Annotated in this window: 21 protein-coding genes; 11 read left to right on the top strand and 10 right to left on the bottom strand. The window is 41.5% G+C overall.

Annotated features, from left to right (window positions below):
* Nucleotides 1-35: 35 nt before the first annotated feature.
* On the top strand, nucleotides 36-1061 hold the full coding sequence (locus GUY17_RS16560; RefSeq protein ID WP_101088713.1) for a patatin family protein: 1026 nt from the start codon (nucleotides 36-38) through the stop codon (nucleotides 1059-1061).
* 266 nt (nucleotides 1062-1327) lie between these two features.
* Here the strand turns inward: GUY17_RS16560 and GUY17_RS16555 are convergent, their stop codons facing one another.
* The 3 genes from GUY17_RS16555 to lolB all read right to left on the bottom strand — a co-directional run bounded on the left by GUY17_RS16555 (nucleotide 1328) and on the right by lolB (nucleotide 3897).
* Nucleotides 1328-2275 (bottom strand): ribose-phosphate pyrophosphokinase, encoded by a 948-nt coding sequence (locus GUY17_RS16555; protein ID WP_011636202.1) that lies wholly within the window; start codon nucleotides 2273-2275, stop codon nucleotides 1328-1330.
* A 90-nt stretch (nucleotides 2276-2365) separates the two neighbouring features.
* On the bottom strand, nucleotides 2366-3238 hold the full coding sequence (gene ispE, locus GUY17_RS16550) for a 4-(cytidine 5'-diphospho)-2-C-methyl-D-erythritol kinase (protein WP_162023775.1): 873 nt from the start codon (nucleotides 3236-3238) through the stop codon (nucleotides 2366-2368).
* A 47-nt stretch (nucleotides 3239-3285) separates the two neighbouring features.
* Nucleotides 3286-3897: a lipoprotein insertase outer membrane protein LolB gene (gene lolB, locus GUY17_RS16545; protein WP_162023774.1), complete on the bottom strand. Its 612-nt coding sequence runs from the start codon at nucleotides 3895-3897 to the stop codon at nucleotides 3286-3288.
* A gap of 237 nt (nucleotides 3898-4134) precedes the next feature.
* Here lolB and hemA point away from each other — a divergent pair, with 237 nt between their 5' ends.
* The 8 genes from hemA to GUY17_RS16505 all read left to right on the top strand — a co-directional run bounded on the left by hemA (nucleotide 4135) and on the right by GUY17_RS16505 (nucleotide 12020).
* Nucleotides 4135-5385, top strand: coding sequence for a glutamyl-tRNA reductase (hemA, locus tag GUY17_RS16540; RefSeq protein ID WP_162023773.1), 1251 nt, complete (start codon nucleotides 4135-4137; stop codon nucleotides 5383-5385).
* A gap of 14 nt (nucleotides 5386-5399) precedes the next feature.
* Nucleotides 5400-6485, top strand: a complete 1086-nt coding sequence (gene prfA / locus GUY17_RS16535) for a peptide chain release factor 1 (protein ID WP_101088717.1) — start codon at nucleotides 5400-5402, stop codon at nucleotides 6483-6485.
* A 9-nt stretch (nucleotides 6486-6494) separates the two neighbouring features.
* Complete coding sequence (gene prmC, locus GUY17_RS16530) at nucleotides 6495-7349, top strand: peptide chain release factor N(5)-glutamine methyltransferase (protein ID WP_059744790.1); 855 nt, start codon at nucleotides 6495-6497, stop codon at nucleotides 7347-7349.
* A gap of 124 nt (nucleotides 7350-7473) precedes the next feature.
* Complete coding sequence (locus GUY17_RS16525) at nucleotides 7474-7869, top strand: SirB2 family protein (protein ID WP_011636208.1); 396 nt, start codon at nucleotides 7474-7476, stop codon at nucleotides 7867-7869.
* A gap of 10 nt (nucleotides 7870-7879) precedes the next feature.
* Entirely contained in the window at nucleotides 7880-8668 is a 789-nt protein-coding gene (locus tag GUY17_RS16520; protein ID WP_101088718.1) for a tetratricopeptide repeat protein, read from the top strand.
* A gap of 193 nt (nucleotides 8669-8861) precedes the next feature.
* A complete protein-coding gene (locus GUY17_RS16515) occupies nucleotides 8862-10109 on the top strand; it encodes a DUF819 domain-containing protein (RefSeq protein WP_101088719.1) in 1248 nt (415 codons plus the stop codon).
* Nucleotides 10110-10126: 17 nt separating this feature from the next.
* Nucleotides 10127-10978, top strand: coding sequence for a 3-deoxy-8-phosphooctulonate synthase (gene kdsA / locus GUY17_RS16510; protein ID WP_011636211.1), 852 nt, complete (start codon nucleotides 10127-10129; stop codon nucleotides 10976-10978).
* A gap of 169 nt (nucleotides 10979-11147) precedes the next feature.
* A complete protein-coding gene (locus GUY17_RS16505) occupies nucleotides 11148-12020 on the top strand; it encodes a DMT family transporter (protein ID WP_162023772.1) in 873 nt (290 codons plus the stop codon).
* Nucleotides 12021-12114: 94 nt separating this feature from the next.
* On the opposite strand, the gene GUY17_RS16500 is transcribed toward GUY17_RS16505, so the two are convergent.
* Nucleotides 12115-13092: a ketopantoate reductase family protein gene (locus tag GUY17_RS16500; RefSeq protein ID WP_162023771.1), complete on the bottom strand. Its 978-nt coding sequence runs from the start codon at nucleotides 13090-13092 to the stop codon at nucleotides 12115-12117.
* Between the two features lie 6 nt (nucleotides 13093-13098).
* Complete coding sequence (locus tag GUY17_RS16495) at nucleotides 13099-13455, bottom strand: VanZ family protein (RefSeq protein WP_101088722.1); 357 nt, start codon at nucleotides 13453-13455, stop codon at nucleotides 13099-13101.
* A 337-nt stretch (nucleotides 13456-13792) separates the two neighbouring features.
* Between GUY17_RS16495 and GUY17_RS16490 the strand changes: the two genes are divergently transcribed.
* On the top strand, nucleotides 13793-14278 hold the full coding sequence (locus GUY17_RS16490; protein WP_101088723.1) for a YajQ family cyclic di-GMP-binding protein: 486 nt from the start codon (nucleotides 13793-13795) through the stop codon (nucleotides 14276-14278).
* A gap of 272 nt (nucleotides 14279-14550) precedes the next feature.
* On the opposite strand, the gene GUY17_RS16485 is transcribed toward GUY17_RS16490, so the two are convergent.
* From GUY17_RS16485 to GUY17_RS16465, 5 genes are all read right to left on the bottom strand, one after another.
* Nucleotides 14551-15822, bottom strand: a complete 1272-nt coding sequence (locus GUY17_RS16485; protein ID WP_162023770.1) for a GGDEF domain-containing protein — start codon at nucleotides 15820-15822, stop codon at nucleotides 14551-14553.
* A gap of 412 nt (nucleotides 15823-16234) precedes the next feature.
* Nucleotides 16235-17599, bottom strand: coding sequence for an MFS transporter (locus tag GUY17_RS16480; RefSeq protein WP_162023769.1), 1365 nt, complete (start codon nucleotides 17597-17599; stop codon nucleotides 16235-16237).
* Between the two features lie 128 nt (nucleotides 17600-17727).
* Nucleotides 17728-18060 (bottom strand): hypothetical protein, encoded by a 333-nt coding sequence (locus GUY17_RS16475; protein WP_162024390.1) that lies wholly within the window; start codon nucleotides 18058-18060, stop codon nucleotides 17728-17730.
* Nucleotides 18061-18420: 360 nt separating this feature from the next.
* Entirely contained in the window at nucleotides 18421-19005 is a 585-nt protein-coding gene (locus tag GUY17_RS16470; RefSeq protein ID WP_101088727.1) for a peptidylprolyl isomerase, read from the bottom strand.
* A 59-nt stretch (nucleotides 19006-19064) separates the two neighbouring features.
* Complete coding sequence (locus GUY17_RS16465) at nucleotides 19065-19631, bottom strand: YajG family lipoprotein (protein ID WP_011638554.1); 567 nt, start codon at nucleotides 19629-19631, stop codon at nucleotides 19065-19067.
* A 281-nt stretch (nucleotides 19632-19912) separates the two neighbouring features.
* Between GUY17_RS16465 and GUY17_RS16460 the strand changes: the two genes are divergently transcribed.
* Entirely contained in the window at nucleotides 19913-20938 is a 1026-nt protein-coding gene (locus GUY17_RS16460) for a DUF2804 domain-containing protein (protein WP_162023768.1), read from the top strand.
* Nucleotides 20939-20973 lie beyond the last annotated feature (35 nt).

Raw genomic sequence — 20973 nt, 5'->3', positions numbered from 1 at the left:
GTCTTATGCAGTGAATATTTTTAGAAAGGCTTATCATGAACGTCCTAACACCAACACCACTAACGAACCCTTATGAAGCATCACAACCCAAGATGGCACTGATTGCTGAAGGTGGTGGTCAGCGAGGGATATTCACTGCTGGTGTTTTAGATGCGTGGTTAGATAATGATTTTGATCCCTTTGATTTATTCATAGGCACATCTGCTGGTTCACAAAATCTCACGAGTTTTTTATCTCGCCAAAAAGGCTATGCCAAGCGATTAATCCGTGGGTTATCACGACATAAGCGATTTTACCAACTGGGCCGAGGGTTAGTTGGCGGAAATGTTGTCGATTTGGACTGGTACTTTGATAAAACGACTCAAGGTAGTTTTGCCTTAGACTTTACCGCAGCAGCAAAATCTTTGGGACAACGCGAGTTATTGATCACCGCAACTAATTCACGCGACCGACAAGGTTATTTCTTACGCCCAAATGGTGATAATGACCACTGGCGCGAATTGCTTAAAGCCTCAAGTGCATTACCCTTTCTATATAAACAGGGGGTTAAACTTGCGCCCTGGTTAACCGCCAGTGCAGCTAATCAAGTTCAGACCGACGATGATTACCCTCAAGCGGACTTTTATCTTGATGGTGGACTGGCTGCGCCGTTACCGGTTCGTGAAGCATATCGCCGTGGTGCGAGAAAAATAGTGGTAATTCGTACTGTTAATGCAGATTTTCATGCACAGTCTGCTTGGGTGCATAAATTAAAATCATGGATTTGTGTGTCAGGTTATTGTCCCAAAACCATAGATTACTTGGTTCAGCATGAACATGCTTACGAACAAGAGCTCGCGTTTATCGCCAATCCACCAGATGATGTCGAGATCATTCAAATTTTTGCTGATGATGATCTGCAAAGCAAATTGTTGGGTAGCACAGATATGGGCTTACGCCATGATTATCAAACCGGTATCACTGCGGGCAATACTTTTTTACACACTCAAAAGGCATTCTATTCTGCACATTCTCAGCATCCGCTAGAGTCGAATGCAGTCATGCAAAGCATGACTGCATAGATGAGTCTGGTTTTTGGGTTTGGAAGCGGACGATGAGATGATGCTATTGCTTCAATCAATAAATGCACTTATGAGTTGAATGCTTGAAGGTTGTAGAATGATTTGACGGATAATGTTAGACATCTGCCATTCAATACTGACGAACATCTGGTAATGGTGGTTCGGCTTATTTCTCAAGTAACTTATATAAAGTATTTTTGCGAGGTTTAACCAAACAAAAACGCACTCGTAAGAGTGCGTTTAGTTGTTTCACTCACTAAAGATGATTAGTGGCGAAACATCGCAGAGATTGACTCTTCGTTGCTAACGCGACGAATCGCTTCAGCTAATACTGCAGACATCGTTAGCTGGGTCACTTTAGCCACTTTCAGCATTTCAGGGCTTAATGGCACCGTGTCTGTCACGATAACTTCATCGATAACAGAATTAGCAATATTTTCAGCAGCATTGCCTGAGAATACCGGATGAGTAGCATAAGCGAACACGCGGTTAGCGCCATGTTCTTTTAATGCTTCAGCAGCTTTACATAAGGTGCCACCCGTGTCGATCATGTCATCAACGATGATGCAATCACGGCCTTGAACATCACCAATAATATGCATTACTTGGGCAACGTTAGCTTGTGGACGACGCTTATCGATAATCGCAAGGTCAGAATCATCTAATAGCTTGGCAACTGCACGAGCACGAACTACACCGCCAATATCAGGAGACACAACAACAGGATTTTCTAATTTCTTTGCCAACATGTCTTCAAGTAACACAGGGCTACCGAACACGTTATCAACAGGGACATCAAAGAAGCCTTGAATTTGCTCAGCATGTAAGTCACAAGTCAATACGCGGTCAACACCCACGCTTGACAAGAAATCTGCAACAACTTTTGCGGTAATGGGTACACGTGCACTGCGTACACGGCGGTCTTGACGAGCATAACCAAAGTACGGAATAACGGCAGTAATACGACCCGCTGATGCACGACGTAGCGCGTCAACCATTACAATAAGCTCCATGAGATTATCGTTAGTTGGTGCGCAAGTAGATTGGATGATGAACACATCCGCACCACGTACATTCTCGTTTATTTGAACACTGATTTCACCGTCGCTGAAACGGCCTACAACTGCGTCGCCAAGTTTGCAAAATAAACGGTCGGCTATCTTGGCGGCTAGATTTGGGGTAGCGTTACCAGCAAAGAGCTTGATGTCGGGCACTTTATGAACCTCAGGTGTTTGCTTTACGATTAAAGGCTAGATCAATTTTACGTGTTGTCACTCAAAACTGACCCAGAAGAAATAATGTTGTTAGAGCTGCTCAAGTCGTATTTGTAATGGCGACTTGTTCATCCCTTTTGCGACAAAACCTCGCATATCAGCCGGTAATTTGGCTAAAGCGTCAAGGGCTTGTTGCGAATGTGTAAATTCCCCGAACACGCATGCACCTGTTCCGGTCATTCTCGACGGCGCATATTCTACCAGCCAGCTTAAGGCATTGGCAACTTGAGGGTGCTTAGTTGTGACCAGTTTCTGACAATCATTGCTCCATTGTTGAGTCATTAAACTACTCATATCTAATTTTGGTGTGTTACGTGGCAAATCAGGATGTTGAAAAACATCCTGGGTTGACACATGTACATCAGGGACAATAACTAAATACCATGACTCGGGTGGTTGTACTGTGATTAACTTCTCACCAACACCTTCGGCAAACGCAGATAAACCATTAATAAAAACAGGGACATCCGCACCAAGCGATAAGCCAATTTCAGCCAGTTTACTGGGTGAAATATTGGTTTTCCATAAGGCATTTAGCGCCACTAATGTGGTAGCCGCATCAGATGAACCGCCGCCTAAACCACCACCCATAGGTAATAATTTTTCTAACCAAATATGCGCACCGCCTTGATATTGGGCGTAACGCTTAAGTGATTTTGCGGCCTTAAGAATTAAGTTATCGCTGTTAGCGACAGAATCGGACATCGTAGAATGGAGAATTAAATCTGGTGTGTCTGTGATATGAAAATCAAGGTAGTCACAATGGTCAATAAATTGAAATAGTGTTTGTAATTCGTGATAGCCATCGGCTCGTTGGCCAGTTACATGTAAAAATAAATTCAGTTTTGCAGGAGCAGGCCAACTTTTGGATACCGCTGATTTGCGTGATTTCGTCGATGTCATGTTTTTGTTCACTACCTTGTTGATTAGCCAGCACTGAATATTTAACGTTATTTAGTTTTGGCTGCTACCGCTGTCCATTGATTAGTTTGAATTTTTATTTGTACATTCTCACGCTCAACCTTCAACAACCTAGGCACAAGCGCGCCGCTTTGTTGTTGCCAACCGAGAAAACTGACTACCCAATTGGCTTCAGAGTCGTGACTGATTAATTGTTTAATTGTGCCATCAGGATTATAGCTGACAATTTTATCATTGCTGCCAATTTGGCCGGTAATCCATAAAGGAAGGCTATCAAGCGGGATTGACCATCCGCTAATACCTGTCAGTAAATCTTGTGCATTACTGTCACGATAGGTTTTGCCGTCAACTTCAAGTGTCGCCATACCTTGATTTGTCTTAAGGGTTAATACTGTAGTGCCTAATACCGTTGTTAGGCGTAAATCATTTGCTTTAGGTTGATGTAGCCAATACAAATTGGTGCTGAATTTGTCTTGCGATGTCTTGACGGCAATTTTGCCTTGAAGTTCCCATGCTTTGGCTTGAGCTGCGTTGGTCACATCGATAGGGGTGAAATCATCAGATGGAGTGACACTACAACCGGCTAAGACAAGCAACACGGTAATGAGAGCTGTATGAAATAAAGATGCAGATAAACGCAATGGATTGCCTAGCGGTTGCTTAAGATGATCTTATGATACTGGGCTTAAGCCATTATGTAAAAATGCTTTTGCCAAAATTAATGTGATATTAATGTAATGGTTTGCACAATAGATATGTGATCAATAAATAAAAATTTAGACATTTATTCGGTTTTGTTAAGCCAATTGTGTTTTTAGTTGGTCCAATTCAGTAGAATAGCCTAATTAACGTCACCGAAAAGAACTTGATACCGTCTAATGAGCCTAGTAATAATCGGGATAAACCATAAAACCGCCACGGTAGATTTGCGTGAAAAAGTCGCTTTCTCTCCAGACCGCATTCATGATGCCATGAAAAGCTTGGCCAGTCGCACCCGCACGGGTGAGGCTGTTATTGTGTCTACCTGTAACCGAACTGAGCTATATTGCAATAATGCTGAAAAGGAAGACATTATTGAATGGTTAGAAGATTATCATGGTTTAGATCATAGCGATTTAATGCCGTGTATCTACGTCTATGAAGAACAAGTTGCTGTCAAACATTTAATGCGGGTAGCGTCAGGTTTAGATTCTCTGGTGCTAGGCGAACCGCAAATTTTGGGACAGGTCAAACAAGCGTTTGTGAAAGCCAAAGAAGCAGGCACTATTGCATTAACCATCGATCGTTTATTTCAAAATACTTTCTCAGTGGCTAAAAAAGTGCGTACTGACACTGAAATCGGTGCCGCCGCGGTTTCTGTTGCCTTTGCCGCTGTCAGCATGGCCAAACATATTTTCTCATCATTGAGCACCACTAAGGTGTTACTCATTGGTGCTGGAGAAACCATTGAATTAGTCGCTAAGCACCTTAAAGATAATGGTGTTGCTTCTATGGTGGTGGCAAATCGCACGATTGAACGTGCTCAAGCCATGTGTGAAGAGTTTAATGCGACCGCAATTACCTTAGAACAAATACCAGACTTTCTCGCTAAAGCCGATATCGTGATATCCTCTACCGCCAGCCCTTTGCCTATTTTAGGCAAAGGTATGGTCGAAAAAGCGCTAAAACAGCGTCGTCACCAACCTATGTTGTTGGTGGATATTGCAGTTCCAAGAGATATTGAAGCAGAAGTCGGTGAGTTAGACGACGCATTCCTTTATACTGTAGACGATCTGCATAGCATAATTGAACAGAACATGGCTTCACGTAAAGAAGCCGCCGAGCAAGCAGAATTAATTACTGAAGATCAATCACACTTATTTATGGAGTGGATTAGGTCTTTAGAGTCAGTCGACAGTATTCGCGAATATCGCAGCCAGAGCTTGGCTATTAAAGATGAATTAGTTGAACGTGCCTTGAATAAATTATCTCAAGGCAGTGATAGTGAACAAGTGATACTTGAGTTAGCTAACAGGCTGACCAATCGTTTGATACATTCACCTACACAAGCGCTCACTTCAGCAAGCCGCCAAGGTGATTTGAATACGTTAGGCCAATTAAGAACTGCGCTTGGTTTAGATAAAAACTAAGGTTAGCGAGCTAAATGAAAGAATCCGTTATCCGCAAGCTTGAAGGCTTGCTCGAACGTAATGAAGAAGTATTAGCGTTACTCAGTGATGCTACCGTGATTTCGGATCAAGACCGTTTTCGTGGATTATCAAAAGAATATTCTCAACTTGAAGATGTTGTGAGTAGCTTTAAGGCATTTCAACAAGCTCAAAAAGATTTCGACTACGCCAAAGAGATGCTTGAAGAAGACGATCTTGAAATGCGCGAAATGGCGCAAGATGAGTATAAGCAGTCAAAGCAAGTGCTAGAAAAGCTTGAAGATGAATTACAAGTTTTACTATTGCCAACAGACCCTAACGATGACACCAACGCGTTTCTTGAAATTCGCGCCGGTGCTGGTGGTGATGAAGCGGCTATTTTTGCTGGCGACTTATACCGTATGTATTCACGTTACTGTGAAGCCAACCGTTGGCAAATGGAAGTGATGAATGTCAACGAAGGCGAGCATGGCGGTTTTAAAGAAATCATTGTTAAAATCAGTGGTGACGGTGCTTACGGTAAATTAAAGTTTGAGTCAGGCGGACATCGCGTTCAACGTGTGCCTGAAACCGAATCTCAAGGTCGTGTGCATACTTCTGCTTGTACTGTTGTGGTATTGCATGAAGTACCAGAGGCTGAAGCGATTTCGATTAATGCAGCAGACTTAAAAGTGGATACATTCCGCGCCTCTGGTGCGGGTGGTCAGCACGTTAACAAAACCGATTCTGCTATTCGTATTACCCATATTCCATCGGGCATTATTGTTGAGTGTCAGGATCAGCGTTCACAACATAAAAACCGTGCCCAAGCGATGAGTGTATTGGCCGCGCGTATTCAAGCGGTTGAAGATGAAAAAAGACGTAGCGCTGAAGAAACAACCCGCCGTAGTTTAGTGGCCAGTGGTGATCGTTCTGAACGTATTAGAACGTACAATTACCCACAAGGTCGCGTAAGTGATCATCGTATCAACTTAACGCTATATCGCTTGAATGAAGTCATGGAAGGCGATTTAAATGTCTTGCTTGAACCTATCATGCTAGAACATCAAGCAGACATGCTTGCAGCGTTAGCTGACGATTAAGGAGTGCTCTTGACTCAGTCTTCGTATTCAACAATTGCTGAAGCCCTGCAATGGGCTTATTCACAATTAGCTGCAACCTCTGAATCTGCACATGTGGATGCAGAGGCATTGCTATTGCATTGTATGAATAAAAATCGCAGTTTTTTATACACTTGGCCTGAGCGGCAGCTGACCAGTGAGCAATTTAAAGCTTATAGTCAGATGATTACTAAGCGTCAAAGTGGCACTCCGGTTGCGCATATTATTGGTGAGCGAGAGTTTTGGTCATTACCCTTCATTGTCAACGACTCCACCCTTATTCCACGACCTGATACTGAAATTTTAGTAGAGACTGCACTGAACTTATCTGTGCGTCACAATGCCAAAGTATTGGATTTAGGTACCGGAACGGGGGCCATTGCATTGGCTCTAGCGTCTGAGCGGCCAAAATGGCGAATTACTGCCATTGATAATGTGCCTGAGGCTGTCGAGCTTGCTAAAGCTAATCGCGGTAATCTTAATTTAACCGAAGTCGAAATTATCCAGTCGGACTGGTTTTCAGCGGTAGAGCAGCGCGATTTTGATTTAATTGTGTCTAATCCTCCTTACATTGATGAAGCCGATGAGCATCTTCATTTAGGCGATGTTCGCTTTGAACCGCAAAGTGCACTCACCGCAGGCAATGAAGGTTATGCTGATTTGTATTACATTGCAGAGCAAGCAAGGGCTCATTTACTTCCCGGTGGTTACTTATTGCTTGAGCATGGCTATGAGCAGGCAATCAAAGTTCGTGAAAAACTGATTGAGCTGGGTTATCAAAATGTCGCCACAGTGCGAGACTTTGGCAGCAATGATCGATGTACGCTAGGACAATGGGCTGATTGATAATCCTGTCTTACTCGGCGTTTCCCTTCTAAGTAAATAGCACTCATCGTGATATTGGTATGTGGCTGGTTGATAGAGTAGACTAGCCACCTTTTATTTTGACCTTTTTAATGAGACTTAATTAATGGAAACATTTTACAGTTTATATCCAGCGGTAAAGCATACTCACATGATGCTAGTTGCCATGAGTGTGATCTTTTTTATCGTGCGTTTTGTTTTGCATTTACGTCAGTCTCCTATTATGGAAAAAAAGTTTGTTAAAGTGGCGCCACATGTTATTGATACCTTTTTATTACTATCAGGCTTCACTCTTTGCTTTATGATCAAACAATATCCTTTTGTTGATCCATGGATGACAGAAAAAATCATCTGTGTTGCGGCATACATTGCTTTAGGCATCATGGCACTTAAATCTAACCGTAATAAACTGTTTAAGTTTTTTGCTTTTATCGGTGCAATAGGTTGGGTAGTGTTAGCGGCCAAACTGGCTCATTTTAAACAAGTCGTATTCATGGGTTAATTGGTTTTTAATGGCAAAATATCATCTTGATGATGCAGTTTCGATACCTGAAACTGCATTTGAACTCTCTGAACATCTTGGCTTTTCAACCTCTAAACCTGCTATGTGGGCATGGTATGAAATGGCTGGTTCGGTATTGAGTCACTATGTTGTTGACCAACAAGCACGGCTTGAAGGTCTGTTTAAGTGGTTTTACAATGATTTAGGCTTTTGTGCTCGCGATGACTATTTTAGTGTTGAGGCGGCAGATTTAAGCTATTGCGTGTTAAAGCGTCAAGGTAACAGCACCACGTTATCAATATTACTCATTTTATTGGCTAAGCAACTCGACTTAACACTCGAGGCGGTTTTATTACCCGGTAATACGGTATTAAAAAGCCAAGTGAATGATGTTATTAGATATCATGATCCGCTTACAGGTGAAGAGCTTAGCCGTCATCAGTTGCATGCATTTGTACGTGGTGAATTGGGTAATGCGGCTAAATTAAAGCCGAGTCATCTAAAAACAGCTACGCTAAAACGATTAATTAGCCGCATGTTACATGAGCTAAAAGCGGGTTGTATTGTCAGTCATAAATTTGAACAGGCAATGGAATGCTGTAATTTATTATTACAATGGCATCCAGATGATGTACATCTTAATCGCGAGCGAGCGTTTATTGCGCAGCAATTAGGTTGCATTAAAGTGGCCATGTCTGATTTACAACACTTCATTGATTTGAGTCCGCATGATCCGGTGATTGAACTGGTTAAGATTCAATTAAAGGAACTCAGTCAACATATGCAGGTTTATCATTAATGATGTGATATTACCTGCCGAACAGGCTGCTTTGGGTTAACTCAAAGTGGCTTTAGTTCGCAAGTCGGGCGCCAGCAAGCTCAGTTTTAAAAGCTCTGCTGCGAAATCATGCGATTTGAATCACCATTGATTTTCGCAATAACAATCACAATAACAACAAAAAATATAATGTATTTGTAAGGGAGAACACTGCATGACAACGTCAGCAATGGTGAGCAATGATGCCACCGCACTGGGTATACTCGCCGTTATTTTAGGTTTTGTTTTTTACACTAGTTCATCTACCCATCCGTTTTGGCAAAAATTCTATAAATACATCCCAGCATTACTACTGTGCTATTTCTTACCTTCATTACTAAACACTTTTGGCGTGATTGATGGTCATGCGTCACAACTGTATTTTGTTGCTTCGCGGTATTTATTACCTGCGTGTTTAGTGTTATTGATTTTAAGTGTCGATTTAAAAGCCATCCTGAGTTTAGGCCCTAAAGCGGTGATAATGTTTTTAACCGGCACGCTGGGGATTGTTATTGGCGGACCGATTGCGCTATTAAGTGTATCAATGATTGATCCATCACTACTAGGTGGTAATGGTCCTGACGCAGTATGGCGCGGCATGACAACCTTAGCGGGAAGTTGGATTGGTGGTGGTGCAAACCAAGCCGCGATGAAAGAGATTTATTCGGTCGGTGGTGAGATATTCTCGGTAATGGTTACGGTAGATGTCATCGTGGCCAATATTTGGATGGCAGTACTGCTGTTTATGGCATCAAAAGCTAAAGAGATTGATGCCAGAACGGGTGCAGACACCACCGCAATTGAAGCACTAAAAGAGAAAGTAGAAAAGTACCACGCCGAGAATTCACGTATTCCATCACTTCGCGACATCATGTTAATTGTGGCTGTTGGGTTTGGGGTGACAGGTTTTGCCCATTTTGCGGCAGATTTCTTGGGGCCATTCTTTGAAGCCAACTATCCGTGGACCGAAGATTACAGTTTAACCTCTAAATTCTTCTGGTTAGTGGTAATTGTGACTACTATTGGCTTAGGACTTTCATTTAGCCCTGTGCGTCATCTTGAAGCCTCTGGCGCATCTAAAATCGCCTCGGCATTTTTATACATTCTCGTTGCAACCATAGGTTTGCATATGGATGTGTCTAAAGTCATGGATACGCCGATTTATTTCTTAATCGGTATCGTGTGGATGTTAGTGCATGCAGGATTAATGTTATTGGTTGCTAAACTCATTAAAGCGCCATTGTTTTATATGGCAGTGGGCAGCCAGGCAAACGTGGGCGGAGCAGCATCGGCGCCTGTGGTGGCTGCTGCATTCCATCCAGCATTAGCACCTGTAGGGGTGTTGTTGGCAGTATTCGGTTATGCATTAGGTACTTACATGGCATGGCTATGTGGTCAGTTATTACAAATTGTTGCAGCGTAATGCGCTAAGAGGATCAAATGGATCAAAAAATTATTCAGTTATCTAATAACGTTCAAGTCGCTAACGATAAGCCGTTCGTGTTATTTGGTGGTATGAATGTGCTTGAGTCGCGCGATTTAGCAATGTCGATTGCCGAGCATTATGTGGAAGTGACCCAAAAGCTTGGCATTCCATATGTGTTTAAAGCGTCTTTTGATAAAGCCAATCGTTCATCGGTTAACTCATACCGTGGCCCTGGTATGGAAGAAGGTTTACGTATTTTTGAAGAAATAAAATCAACCTTTAACGTACCGATGATAACCGATGTGCATGAAATTCATCAGTGTGCGCCAGTTGCAGAAGTTGTCGATATTATTCAGTTGCCTGCATTTTTAGCACGCCAAACTGATCTTGTAGTGGCAATGGCGAAAACCGGTGCAGTGATCAATGTGAAAAAACCGCAGTTTCTAGCGCCACACGAAATGCGTCACATCATTACCAAGTTTAACGAAGCCGGTAATGACAATATTATTTTATGTGAACGTGGCAGTAGTTTTGGTTACAACAACCTCGTTGTAGACATGCTAGGCATGGACGAAATGAAACAAACCGGTTATCCGGTAATATTTGATGCCACTCATGCACTACAACGCCCTGGTGGACGAGCAGATTCTGCTGGTGGACGTCGTGCACAAGCAACCGAGCTTGCTCGTAGTGGTATGGCATTAGGTTTAGCGGGTCTATTTATCGAAGCCCATCCCGATCCTGATAATGCAAAATGCGATGGCCCATGTGCGCTACCACTGCATTTATTAGAGAAATACCTAACCCAGATGAAAGCGGTAGATGAATTGGTTAAATCTTTTGAGTTTATTGATACCAGCAAGTAAGCCATCAATGACATTGAATGACTGAAACAGCGGTAAGTTGATTTTTAATCAATTAGGCATTTAATCAGTGTCTTTTAATGGTCGTAAACAGTAATCTAATTGCCCTTGTATAAGCCCTGACTTTTTACCAAGTTTCAGGGCTTTTTTATGTAATGAGCAATAGTTAATTATGTGGATCATGTTTACCTTCCTCGCTGCGTTTATGCAGGCGTGGCGCAATGCATTTCAAAGCAAACTCAGTAAAGAAGTCAGTGTTGCAGGTGTTACCTTGGCTCGATTCATTTGGGCCGGCCCCATTGCTGCGTGTTATCTGTATGGTTTACATCAATATCAACCTAGTGCATTACCTGAGTTTACAGGGACATTTTGGGGCTTTGTGATTGGTGCATCATCGATGCAAATTCTAGCAACAGGCTTGATGGTTAAACTGTTTAAAATGCAAAACTTTGCCATTGGTGCCGGGCTGGCTAAAAGTGAAGCATTAGTCGCTGCAATACTTGGGGTGCTATTTTTCGGCACACAATTATCCCTATTAGGCTGGATAGGCGTTGTTATTGGCGGCTTAGCAATAATGTTGTTAAGCAGTAAACAGGGTTTTAAACAGCTCTCAGTTAAAACAGTCTTATTAGGGCTTGCATGTGGCAGTGCTTTTGCGTTGACCTCGCTATGGGTACGCGAAGCAAGTTTAACTCTGCAAGGGCCGTTTACGCATCGTGCTGCATGGGTATTACTGTGGGTTATTGGCTTACAAACAATCGTGCTCATTGGTTATTTGCTGGCAAAAGATAAATCGACTTTAGCGGCGTTATGGCAACGACCCACATTAACCTTATCAATTAGTATCACCAGTTGTATCGGTTCAATTGGTTGGTTTAGCGCAATGTCGTTGCAGGCTGTGCCTTATGTTAAAACACTCGGCCAGATTGAGGTGTTTTTTACCTTGATGATCGCTGTTTTTTGGCTTAAAGATAAAGTTAAAATTAACGATGTAGCGGGTTTGATTTTAATCGCGATAGCAGCTGTTTTGGTCATGTGGAGCTAAATCCAGTAGCAAATAATTATCAGTTCAAATATTTTGATTTGGGCTGACTTACCCGATGATTTAAATTGAGTTGAGGCGAGTGATAGCATCGCATTCAAGATTTACTCAATTGCAAAACCTTGTCGACGAGATATTGATTATTGGGCACATTAAGATGAAGCGCCTTGGCTTGCTGGCAAATGTAGCCATTTATCTCATTAATTTCAGTCGGTCTGCTGTGGGCGACATCTTGATACATAGATGAGAAGTTTGCCGAGGTTAACTCAATCACCTGATAAACCCGCACTTTGACAGCCGCCTTATCTAATATGATGCCATCATATTTAGCCACTTCTACTAGCTCATCGATAATGGCACTGATCTGTGATTGATATTCTGTTGCTGCCAATTGGCCATTCGCACACTGATTTAACGCGGTTAACGGGTTTATTACTGCATTAATGGCCAGCTTTTGCCACAAGACTGGTAATACAGGTTGATGCCACTCAATCGGTTGGTTGTCACTATGTAGACGAGTTAAGCATGTCTTTAATGCTGCCGACATAACAGAGCCACAATAATGACCTAGCTGAGTCACACCCAAACCACTGTACTTCACCTGCCACGGGCTTAACTTCAACGCCGCTTGTGAAGTGGTGCCTAAGGTTAAGCCCATATCCTTATACCGCATAAGGGCTGCAGCAACAGGTAAGTGCGGGCCTAAACCATTATGCAGTAATACAATATGGCATTGAGGCGACAGTTTCGGTAATAAAGGTAAAAGCGCTTGCTCGACTTGATAGGCTTTAACACACACAAACAGTAATTCAACTCGCGCTAAGCGGTTATCATCTGTTCCCAATATAGTCGCTAATGCTTCATGGGTGTGTTGGGTGTGGTCAATAAAACGCAATTGTTGATGGCGAGTCTGCTTATCTCTGCCAATCAACATCACCTCGTTTACTTGAGCTTCTTGGGTATTAACACTCAATTTATGATACATCAATTGCCCAATCGCACCTGCACCTAAAACGGCAATAAGAGCATTATTGTCGTGTGTGGATGACGCTGGCAACGCTGATGTTTTTACCATGAGGTATTAACGATTCGCTTTTAATTTACGGTACTTATTGATAGAAAAGTGCAATAAGTAAAATAATGCAATCCCGACAAAATCGGCAATTACATCGGCAGCTGATGCACTGCGATAAGGTAAGCGAGATTGAATCAATTCAATTAACACTGCATAGGCAGCCAAAGAGGTACACAAAAAATACCAACGCGGTTTAAAAGCGTAATGTGCTAGATATGAAAGGGCTAAAAAACTGCCTAAATGGCCCACTTTATCCATATGGGCGAACGTTTGCGGGTAACTTGGTTTTGAAAAAACAAGATAGCTAGTCACTATCACAGCAACAACTAACGCAAGTTTAAAAATGTTTTTATAAGTGATCACGAGCGTAACATCAGCCTTGTGAAATGAGAATATCGCTAATAATAAGAAACCTGTTTAAAATTGTCACTAATTAACCTCTATAGAAAGTAACAATTGTTCAAAAAGGGCCGTTTTTACTATCGATAATGACAAACCCATAGTCGTAAAACTCAATAGAATAGGCGTTTTAACTACATTATCATTTAAAATAGCTGGTTAATGATATTTTGTTAATCAATGGGATATTAGCGCACGATAATCGGTTTAATAGAGCCTAAGTTGTACTCCACTATCCTGTTAATGACTCCTAGTGTAAAATAGCCGTATATAAATGTGATGAATCAAAGAGGAAAGCAACATGCCATCTATGGATATTGTGTCGGAAGTTGATGAAGAAGAATTACGTAACGCGGTAGAAAACTCTCGCCGTGAAGTGGCTAGCCGATTTGATTTACGTGGTAAAGAAATTGAAATTGAATACAAAGACAACGTTGTCACGCTAAAAGCGGAAGATGATTTTATTTGTAAGCAGCTCGTTGATATTTTACGTATTCAGTTGAGTAAACGCAACGTCGATCCGTCGTCAATGGAAGTCGATGACAAAGCGGTTCACAGTGGCAAAACCTTCAGTTTAAAAGTTAATTTTAAGCAAGGTATCGATTCACTGATTGCTAAAAAGCTAGTTAAAGCCATCAAAGACAGCAAGCTTAAAGTGCAAGCCGCTATTCAAGGCGACTCAGTACGCATCACTGGCAAAAAGCGCGATGACCTACAAGCGGTCATGCGTCTAGCCAAAGAATCAGAACTCGGACAACCATTCCAGTTCGACAACTTCAGAGACTAATCCTGAAGTGATAAATTCTCCACAGGCAAGTTCTGTAGAGACAAAAAGCCGATAAGGGAAACCCTATCGGCTTTTTTGGGAAGTAATGTTTGCGTTAGTTTGTTTTGCTTATATTCAATTTTGATTAGCGTACATTGTATGGGGGGACAACATCATGAATGACAATGTGTTCGACTCTGTAACAGATTCTGTATAGCTTCTTAGCATTGATAGTAGTCCATGACTAAATAGATACATAATAAATATTATCAATCGTTTCTTGCTCCAGCACGCTAGGTCATCAGTGCTTCTGATTTCGATAGATTTAACACTCTAATTGTATTCTTTCCTTGATTTTTGGCGATATAGAGGGCTTCATCTGCTTTAGATAATAGTTGTTTTGATAGATTTTTACTTACTAAGTTTTCAGCCCCTGAGCTCACCATCCCAAAAGAACATGAAGCACTAAATTGCAGTGTGCTTAGCCCAAATGTGGTTTCAAATATACTCTTTTTGATCCGTGCAACGATCTCATAAGCGTGCTGATCATCTAAGTCAATAAGTAGAAGAACGAATTCATCCCCGCCCAAACGAGCAAAGCAATCAATGGGGCGAATGTTCTCTTTGACAATAGTTGCGATTGCTTTGAGTAATTCATCTCCGTTTATATGTCCATAACTATCATTAATGGTTTTAAAATTGTCTATATCAAATATACATAGGTGTAATTTAATTGAATGGTTTCTCGACATTTTATTAATGGCTTCGGTCAAACGGAATTCAAAGTAGCTGCGTGAGAAAGCCTGAGTAAGATGATCATGCATAAGACGATTATTTAACTGTCGCCTTTGCTCATAAAGATCGTCAATATGAAGGACTAGAATCCAAGCATTGCAGCATGTTACTAAAAAAGAACCAACCCATGTTAAGGGCGGCAGATCAATAACTTGTATTCCTGTTAAGGTATCAGCTACGCCAGTTACCATCCATATGCTCGTAGCCCCTAAAAGTAATTGCACTGTGCCAAGAGAATTATTTTTCTTTTTGTATTGACGCACATAGATCCGAGTAAGAATAACGATACAGTATCCTGCTAATAACAGTATCCAGATCCCCCACAGCTGGAATAAAGGACCAAATACCAGGCCGGTGTAATATGTTGAGGTGGCATAATACTCTTTGGCTAGAAAATATTGATTTGGTACCAAGGCTAGTAAAGAAAAGACGCCACATATGGCATAGCATAATTTGAGTAGCACAGGGGCTTTATATTCAAAGAATGCGACAAAGAAATGCAGGCCAATCACAATGGTGAACATTGCAGTAATGATGGTCACTCGGTTGGATATATTGAGATAATCGAGATTTTCAGAAGAATTAATGAGGATCGCAAAGGCTGCTAAAAAGACACTACTTAACAATGCTGATAGCGAAAAAATCAAGTAATAGTACACTTGTTCTTCGTGACGTGATTTCAGACGATGATATAGCAACATGAAAAACAAGCTTAGAATAAAGCTGATGCTAGAGCAGACAATTAAAGGTAAGGAGTAAAGTTGAATCATTATTTATCCGTTCAAATACTATGATGCAGCGCTTTGTTGTTTTATCGTCTGAACCAAGCTGGTGTCCTAGTAGAACGCCCTCCACAAGTCAGTCAAAAATCTCTTAACCCTACACATATTTATCTGCTGAATATTACCATACAACAAATAGTCTCAAGGTAAACATATTTTTCATTTCAGCCAGTTGGGCGAGGCTTAGTGATAAGACCGATTTGAAGAGAGTACTGTCAAGTCTGTTTATCATTTCGGCTTTGTGATGAAACACTTTTTGATTAATAAAAACTGTGATTTAAAAATGCCATCAGATAAAGTATTACAAGGTTGTGTTGGTGTCGCTATGCTAATTTTAATCAAGTTAGGTTAGTTCAAAAGATGATTTTGCCACATCAGTAATTTTTCTATTACCTCACTTTTATTTTAAATTTTGGTTTTGCGATCGATTCACCAACACCACTAATAGCAACACCGGAAAGCCAATCAAACTCGCTGCAATAAAGAAATTGATGTAACCAAAAGCATCAACATACAAGCCCGAAAATCCTGCGATAAATTTAGGAAATAGTAACATTATCGAAGACAATAACGCATATTGTGTCGCGCTATATCCACTGCTGGTTAAACTGGACAAATAAGCGATAAACGCCGCGGTCGCGATACCTGCACTAAAATTATCTACCGATATGGCCAAGGTTAAAAACGGTACGTTATAACCAATATACGCTTGCCAAGCAAACAACAGGTTAGTGACCGCGACTAACAAGGCACCTAAGAATAGAATTTTCATGGTGCCATAACGCATAAGCAACACACCACCAAAAGCAGCGCCGACTAAGGTCATGATCAAACCATAGACTTTACTGATAAAAGCGATTTCTTCTTTGCTAAACCCGATATCAACATAAAACACATTTGCCATAATACCCATGACAATATCGGAAATGCGATAGCACGAGATTAACAACAAAATCAGAATAGCGCTTTTGCCATAACGCTTAAAAAAGTCAATAAAAGGTAATACGCTAGCGCTGTATAACCAGGCTAATGCCCCAGCGACTTTAGCCGGGTATTTGGCAGCAAACTCGGCTCTTAATAGGCGTTCTTTATCGTCAGCCTGTTTGGTATCTACCTGCGGTTCTTTGGCACATAACGTGGTAATGATACCAATGCCCATTAACATCGCCATGGCAAAGTAAGCTGTTTGCCAAGCTTCTAGGTTGTAAGCATCATTGCCAGGAGACACCCAAGCTGCAATGGTTAATGCGCCTGCTGTGGCAATGATCATCGCACTGCGATAACCGACTTGGTACGCTGCAGCAAGCGCTGCTTGCATTTTTTCAGGGGCGGATTCAATCCGAAAAGCATCAATGACAATGTCTTGGGTGGCGGAGGCAAATGCCAAAAGTAGGGCGCATAAGGCCAAACGTTCAAGATTGACCACTGGATCGCTAACAGACATACCGAGTATGGCGCCGACTAAGCACAGTTGTGCGAACAGCATCCATCCGCGTCGTCGTCCTAAAAAACGGGTAAAAAAGGGCAATGACATACGATCGACTAATGGCGACCACGCCCATTTAAATGCATACGTTAGTGCTATCCAGCTAAAATAACCAATCGCCGCTCGGTCGATACCAGCTTCACGTAACCAAAAACTTAAGGTCGAAAAGACTAACATTAATGGTAAGCCGGCAGAAAACCCCAGCAAGAGTAAAATAAATACTCGTTTGTGGTAGTAAACCGATAACGCTTCACGGGTACGAGACAAGAAAACCGACATAAGACAACTGGATAAAGGAGAATGGCTCTAGCTTATGTTGCAAGGGGTTTAGGTTCAAGCCATTCTAAAAGATTATTCAGTCAGTTTGAGGTTAAATTAGCATTCAGAGCAGATTTAAGATAATCGCCTTAAGGTCTGATACCAATACAACTTTGTGGCACATTGCCGCCAATATTAATGTAGTCGCAACATTCATGAACTTGCTGGCGTAAGTATTGATTGCCTTTAATTGCCCAACCAGACCAATGATCGAAGCAATACAATAAGTGCCAAAACACTTTCTCGGTATCGCTAGGTTGTTCGGCTAATTGGATGGGATTATTTGATATAAATTGCCACTCTTCCAGCACATCCCACATATAGATCTGTATCTCTTTGTAATCTAATTGATTATTTAAAAAGGCTTTACCAAAATAGGCAAGTTGTGGTGCTTTGGTTTCAATAAAATCATTAGCCGTCATCATAATTGCGTCCTTGAATATTCGAAATGCGGTTGCGAACAATTGCGCAGCTAACTTGGTGAATGGGTCAAATAGAGTATAGACGTTAATTTAGCTGTCGATAGTCAAAAGCTCAAAAAAGTGTCGATTCAGTCATTCAATAGTGCTATTTAGTTGATTTATCAGCTAGTAAAAATGTATAGGGTAACAATTTATGGCGTCACAATATTGAGCAAGTTTGGACCAATTAATCGAGCTAAAACTGGTTGAGATAAGACTGACTGAGATAAGACTGGCCAATATGACATTGTTGGAGACAACATAAATGCCGATGGCATGCATTAACATGACCATCGGTAGGTATAGGCGATTAGTGGGATATTAGCGAGGCAGTAGAGTCGCTTTTTTCAACATGACAGTATTAACCGGAAAATCGGGCCAATTTAGGGTGGTGTTATGTTCAGTTGGTACCAATGAAATGGCTTCTAATATATCCATCCCCTGAGTCACTTCACCAAAAACGGTATAGCCCCAACGACGTTTAGAAGGGTCTAATTTTTTATTGTCACCTAGGTTGAAGTAAAACTGACGTGTTGCTGAATGAGGATCGTTATCTCGAGCCATGGCAATTGTGCCAAGGGAGTTTGATAAACCATTACCTGACTCATTTACAACAGGCTCTAGCGAAGGGCGTTCTTCTAATTTAGTGGTTAACCCGCCACCTTGCACCACAAATTCGGCAATCACACGATGAAAAATAGTATTGTCATATTCGCCTTTAACCACATAGGTTAAAAAGTTATCTACGGTAAGCGGTGCACGAGTGCGATCTAACTCAACCACTATTTTCCCCATAGAGGTGTCCAACTCTACTTGCGGATATAAAGTGTCTTTTTGAATGTCGACCGCAGCGTTGGAACTTAAGCTGGTCAATAACAGTAGGCAAGTGGATAACCATTTCAACATAATGTGACGTCCTTTTTATTGGCATCTCTCGATGCCAATACCTGATAAAGCGGGTTGGATTAACGTTGAATAAATTGGTGTAACTCTTCATCGTTAAGAATTTCAGTGGTGAGCTTATCAACGAGTTTGGTGATATCTAATTCAAGAGTGGCAAAATCTGGGCTTAACGGGCCTTTTAAATAGCCATTAGCGTTATAGGATTTGGTGAACTCTTGTTGTGAGTTTTTAGCCAACACATTGATAACTAAACGTGTTTTTGATTCGTAACTGAACGTGGTATCCGTGACGTCAGCTAACAAGTAATTTAGCTGAAACTGCACTGAATTGCGTGCGGCAGGGTCAATAACATAACCGGCTTTGTTCATGCCATTACGGAACAGTGTATCCAACTGTTGACGGATGGGCTCACTGGCGCTGACTAATCTTGGTGATTTGCCTTCTTCATTAAAGCGCACCACAAAGCTTGCTTCGCGAGTATCGATGGTGTCGACCAGTACAGGGAAATCGACTTCAGTTTGTAACTGAATCGGACCCAGCGTGGGATTAAGACCAACATGAGTCGGTTCATAACTTGCGCAAGCCGACAACAATAATGTAGACAGTAAAATAGGGATCAATAACTTCATGAGACAACAATAACCAGTAAAAGGTAGATAAATGATACCAGAATTTGTCTGGGTTTCCAGTATCGCTAAGGTTATGTTGTTATAAAGAGAACTAGAGTGATGCCCATTACAAGTTATGCAGGCGTCATCACTTATTAATATCTGGTTTTAACGTCATTTTAACGTCATTTTAATGGGGTTATACGGCAACCATATACTTGGTTATTGACATTAATGACTGATCAATTCAGGTTAGTGATATGTAACTTAAGTTTGATAAACAACATGATGTAGGTAATGTAATGCAACATAAACAGCCGCAATTGGCTCCTGATAAATTGATTAATGTCAACGGCCAGCCTGTGTTTGGCATATTTGATGGGATTGTTGATTCACTCAATGTTAATCAGTTTGCTTATTCGACGGTAATGGACAAGCCTGCATCGGCAATGGCTAAGTACTTTGATTTTAAACAATTCCAATTCGTTAGTATTATCACTCCTCATTATATTATCGCCCTGGCGATTGCCGATATTCGTTATGTCGCCAATGGTTTTTGCTACCTTTATGACATTAAAACTAACAAGCTGACCCAAACGCAATGGCTAACGCCATTCGGGTTTGGCTGCCAGCTAAGTGACTCTCCTAAGCGTGGGCGCGCCGAAATTGGCCGTAAACACAAAGGTATTGTTATCAATATTGTCGACGGACAATGGCAAGTCGAGATTAACCTTGCAGACATACAAGCCAATTTACGTATTCAACCTGCGCCGTTGAGTTTACCCATCAGTTTGTGTACCCCAACGGGTTATAACGGTTGGACCTATACACAAAAGCACAATGGCTTAGCCGTAACAGGGCAATTAACTATTCATCATGAACCGCAGCCTTTACAATATGCGCTTGCAGGTTATGACTTTTCGGCTGGGTTTATGCGCCGCGAAACCAGTTGGCGCTGGGCTTCAATGAATGCCAAAACTGACGCCGGGGTTATTGGGTTGAATTTAGCCGCTGGCGTTAATGAAACGGGTCAAACAGAAAATGTGATGTGGATAAATGGCCAACGCCATATACTGGGCGGGGCACAGTTTGATTTTAATCGACACTCACAACAAGATGTGTGGCATATCACCACTAATGATGGCAATGTCGATTTGCATTTTAGGCCGTTAAATCAACGCAGCGAAAAGCTCAATTTAATCTGGTTAAAAAACAACTTTAGACAATACATTGGCTACTTTAGCGGAGTGATTTGCGACAACAATGGTAATCAATATAAGTTAACTAACCAGCTAGGATTAACAGAAGATCATTTTGCCAAATGGTGATGACGATTAACGGTGTCGACTAGATTAGTGACCTT

The organism is Shewanella sp. Arc9-LZ, assembly GCF_010092445.1.
Classification (GTDB): domain Bacteria; phylum Pseudomonadota; class Gammaproteobacteria; order Enterobacterales; family Shewanellaceae; genus Shewanella.
The sequence above is the reverse complement of the archived record's forward strand: the minus strand, read 5'-3'. Positions and strand labels throughout refer to the sequence as shown.

Coding starts and splice junctions, on each gene's coding strand:
- GUY17_RS16560 (WP_101088713.1), top strand. CDS start 36: ATGAACGTCCTAACACCAACACCACTAACGAACCCTTATGAAGCATCA.
- ispE (WP_162023775.1), bottom strand. CDS start 3,238: ATGACATCGACGAAATCACGCAAATCAGCGGTATCCAAAAGTTGGCCT.
- hemA (WP_162023773.1), top strand. CDS start 4,135: ATGAGCCTAGTAATAATCGGGATAAACCATAAAACCGCCACGGTAGAT.
- prfA (WP_101088717.1), top strand. CDS start 5,400: ATGAAAGAATCCGTTATCCGCAAGCTTGAAGGCTTGCTCGAACGTAAT.
- GUY17_RS16525 (WP_011636208.1), top strand. CDS start 7,474: ATGGAAACATTTTACAGTTTATATCCAGCGGTAAAGCATACTCACATG.
- GUY17_RS16520 (WP_101088718.1), top strand. CDS start 7,880: ATGGCAAAATATCATCTTGATGATGCAGTTTCGATACCTGAAACTGCA.
- GUY17_RS16515 (WP_101088719.1), top strand. CDS start 8,862: ATGACAACGTCAGCAATGGTGAGCAATGATGCCACCGCACTGGGTATA.
- kdsA (WP_011636211.1), top strand. CDS start 10,127: ATGGATCAAAAAATTATTCAGTTATCTAATAACGTTCAAGTCGCTAAC.
- GUY17_RS16505 (WP_162023772.1), top strand. CDS start 11,148: ATGTGGATCATGTTTACCTTCCTCGCTGCGTTTATGCAGGCGTGGCGC.
- GUY17_RS16500 (WP_162023771.1), bottom strand. CDS start 13,092: ATGGTAAAAACATCAGCGTTGCCAGCGTCATCCACACACGACAATAAT.
- GUY17_RS16490 (WP_101088723.1), top strand. CDS start 13,793: ATGCCATCTATGGATATTGTGTCGGAAGTTGATGAAGAAGAATTACGT.
- GUY17_RS16485 (WP_162023770.1), bottom strand. CDS start 15,822: ATGATTCAACTTTACTCCTTACCTTTAATTGTCTGCTCTAGCATCAGC.
- GUY17_RS16480 (WP_162023769.1), bottom strand. CDS start 17,599: ATGTCGGTTTTCTTGTCTCGTACCCGTGAAGCGTTATCGGTTTACTAC.
- GUY17_RS16475 (WP_162024390.1), bottom strand. CDS start 18,060: ATGACGGCTAATGATTTTATTGAAACCAAAGCACCACAACTTGCCTAT.
- GUY17_RS16470 (WP_101088727.1), bottom strand. CDS start 19,005: ATGTTGAAATGGTTATCCACTTGCCTACTGTTATTGACCAGCTTAAGT.
- GUY17_RS16465 (WP_011638554.1), bottom strand. CDS start 19,631: ATGAAGTTATTGATCCCTATTTTACTGTCTACATTATTGTTGTCGGCT.
- GUY17_RS16460 (WP_162023768.1), top strand. CDS start 19,913: ATGCAACATAAACAGCCGCAATTGGCTCCTGATAAATTGATTAATGTC.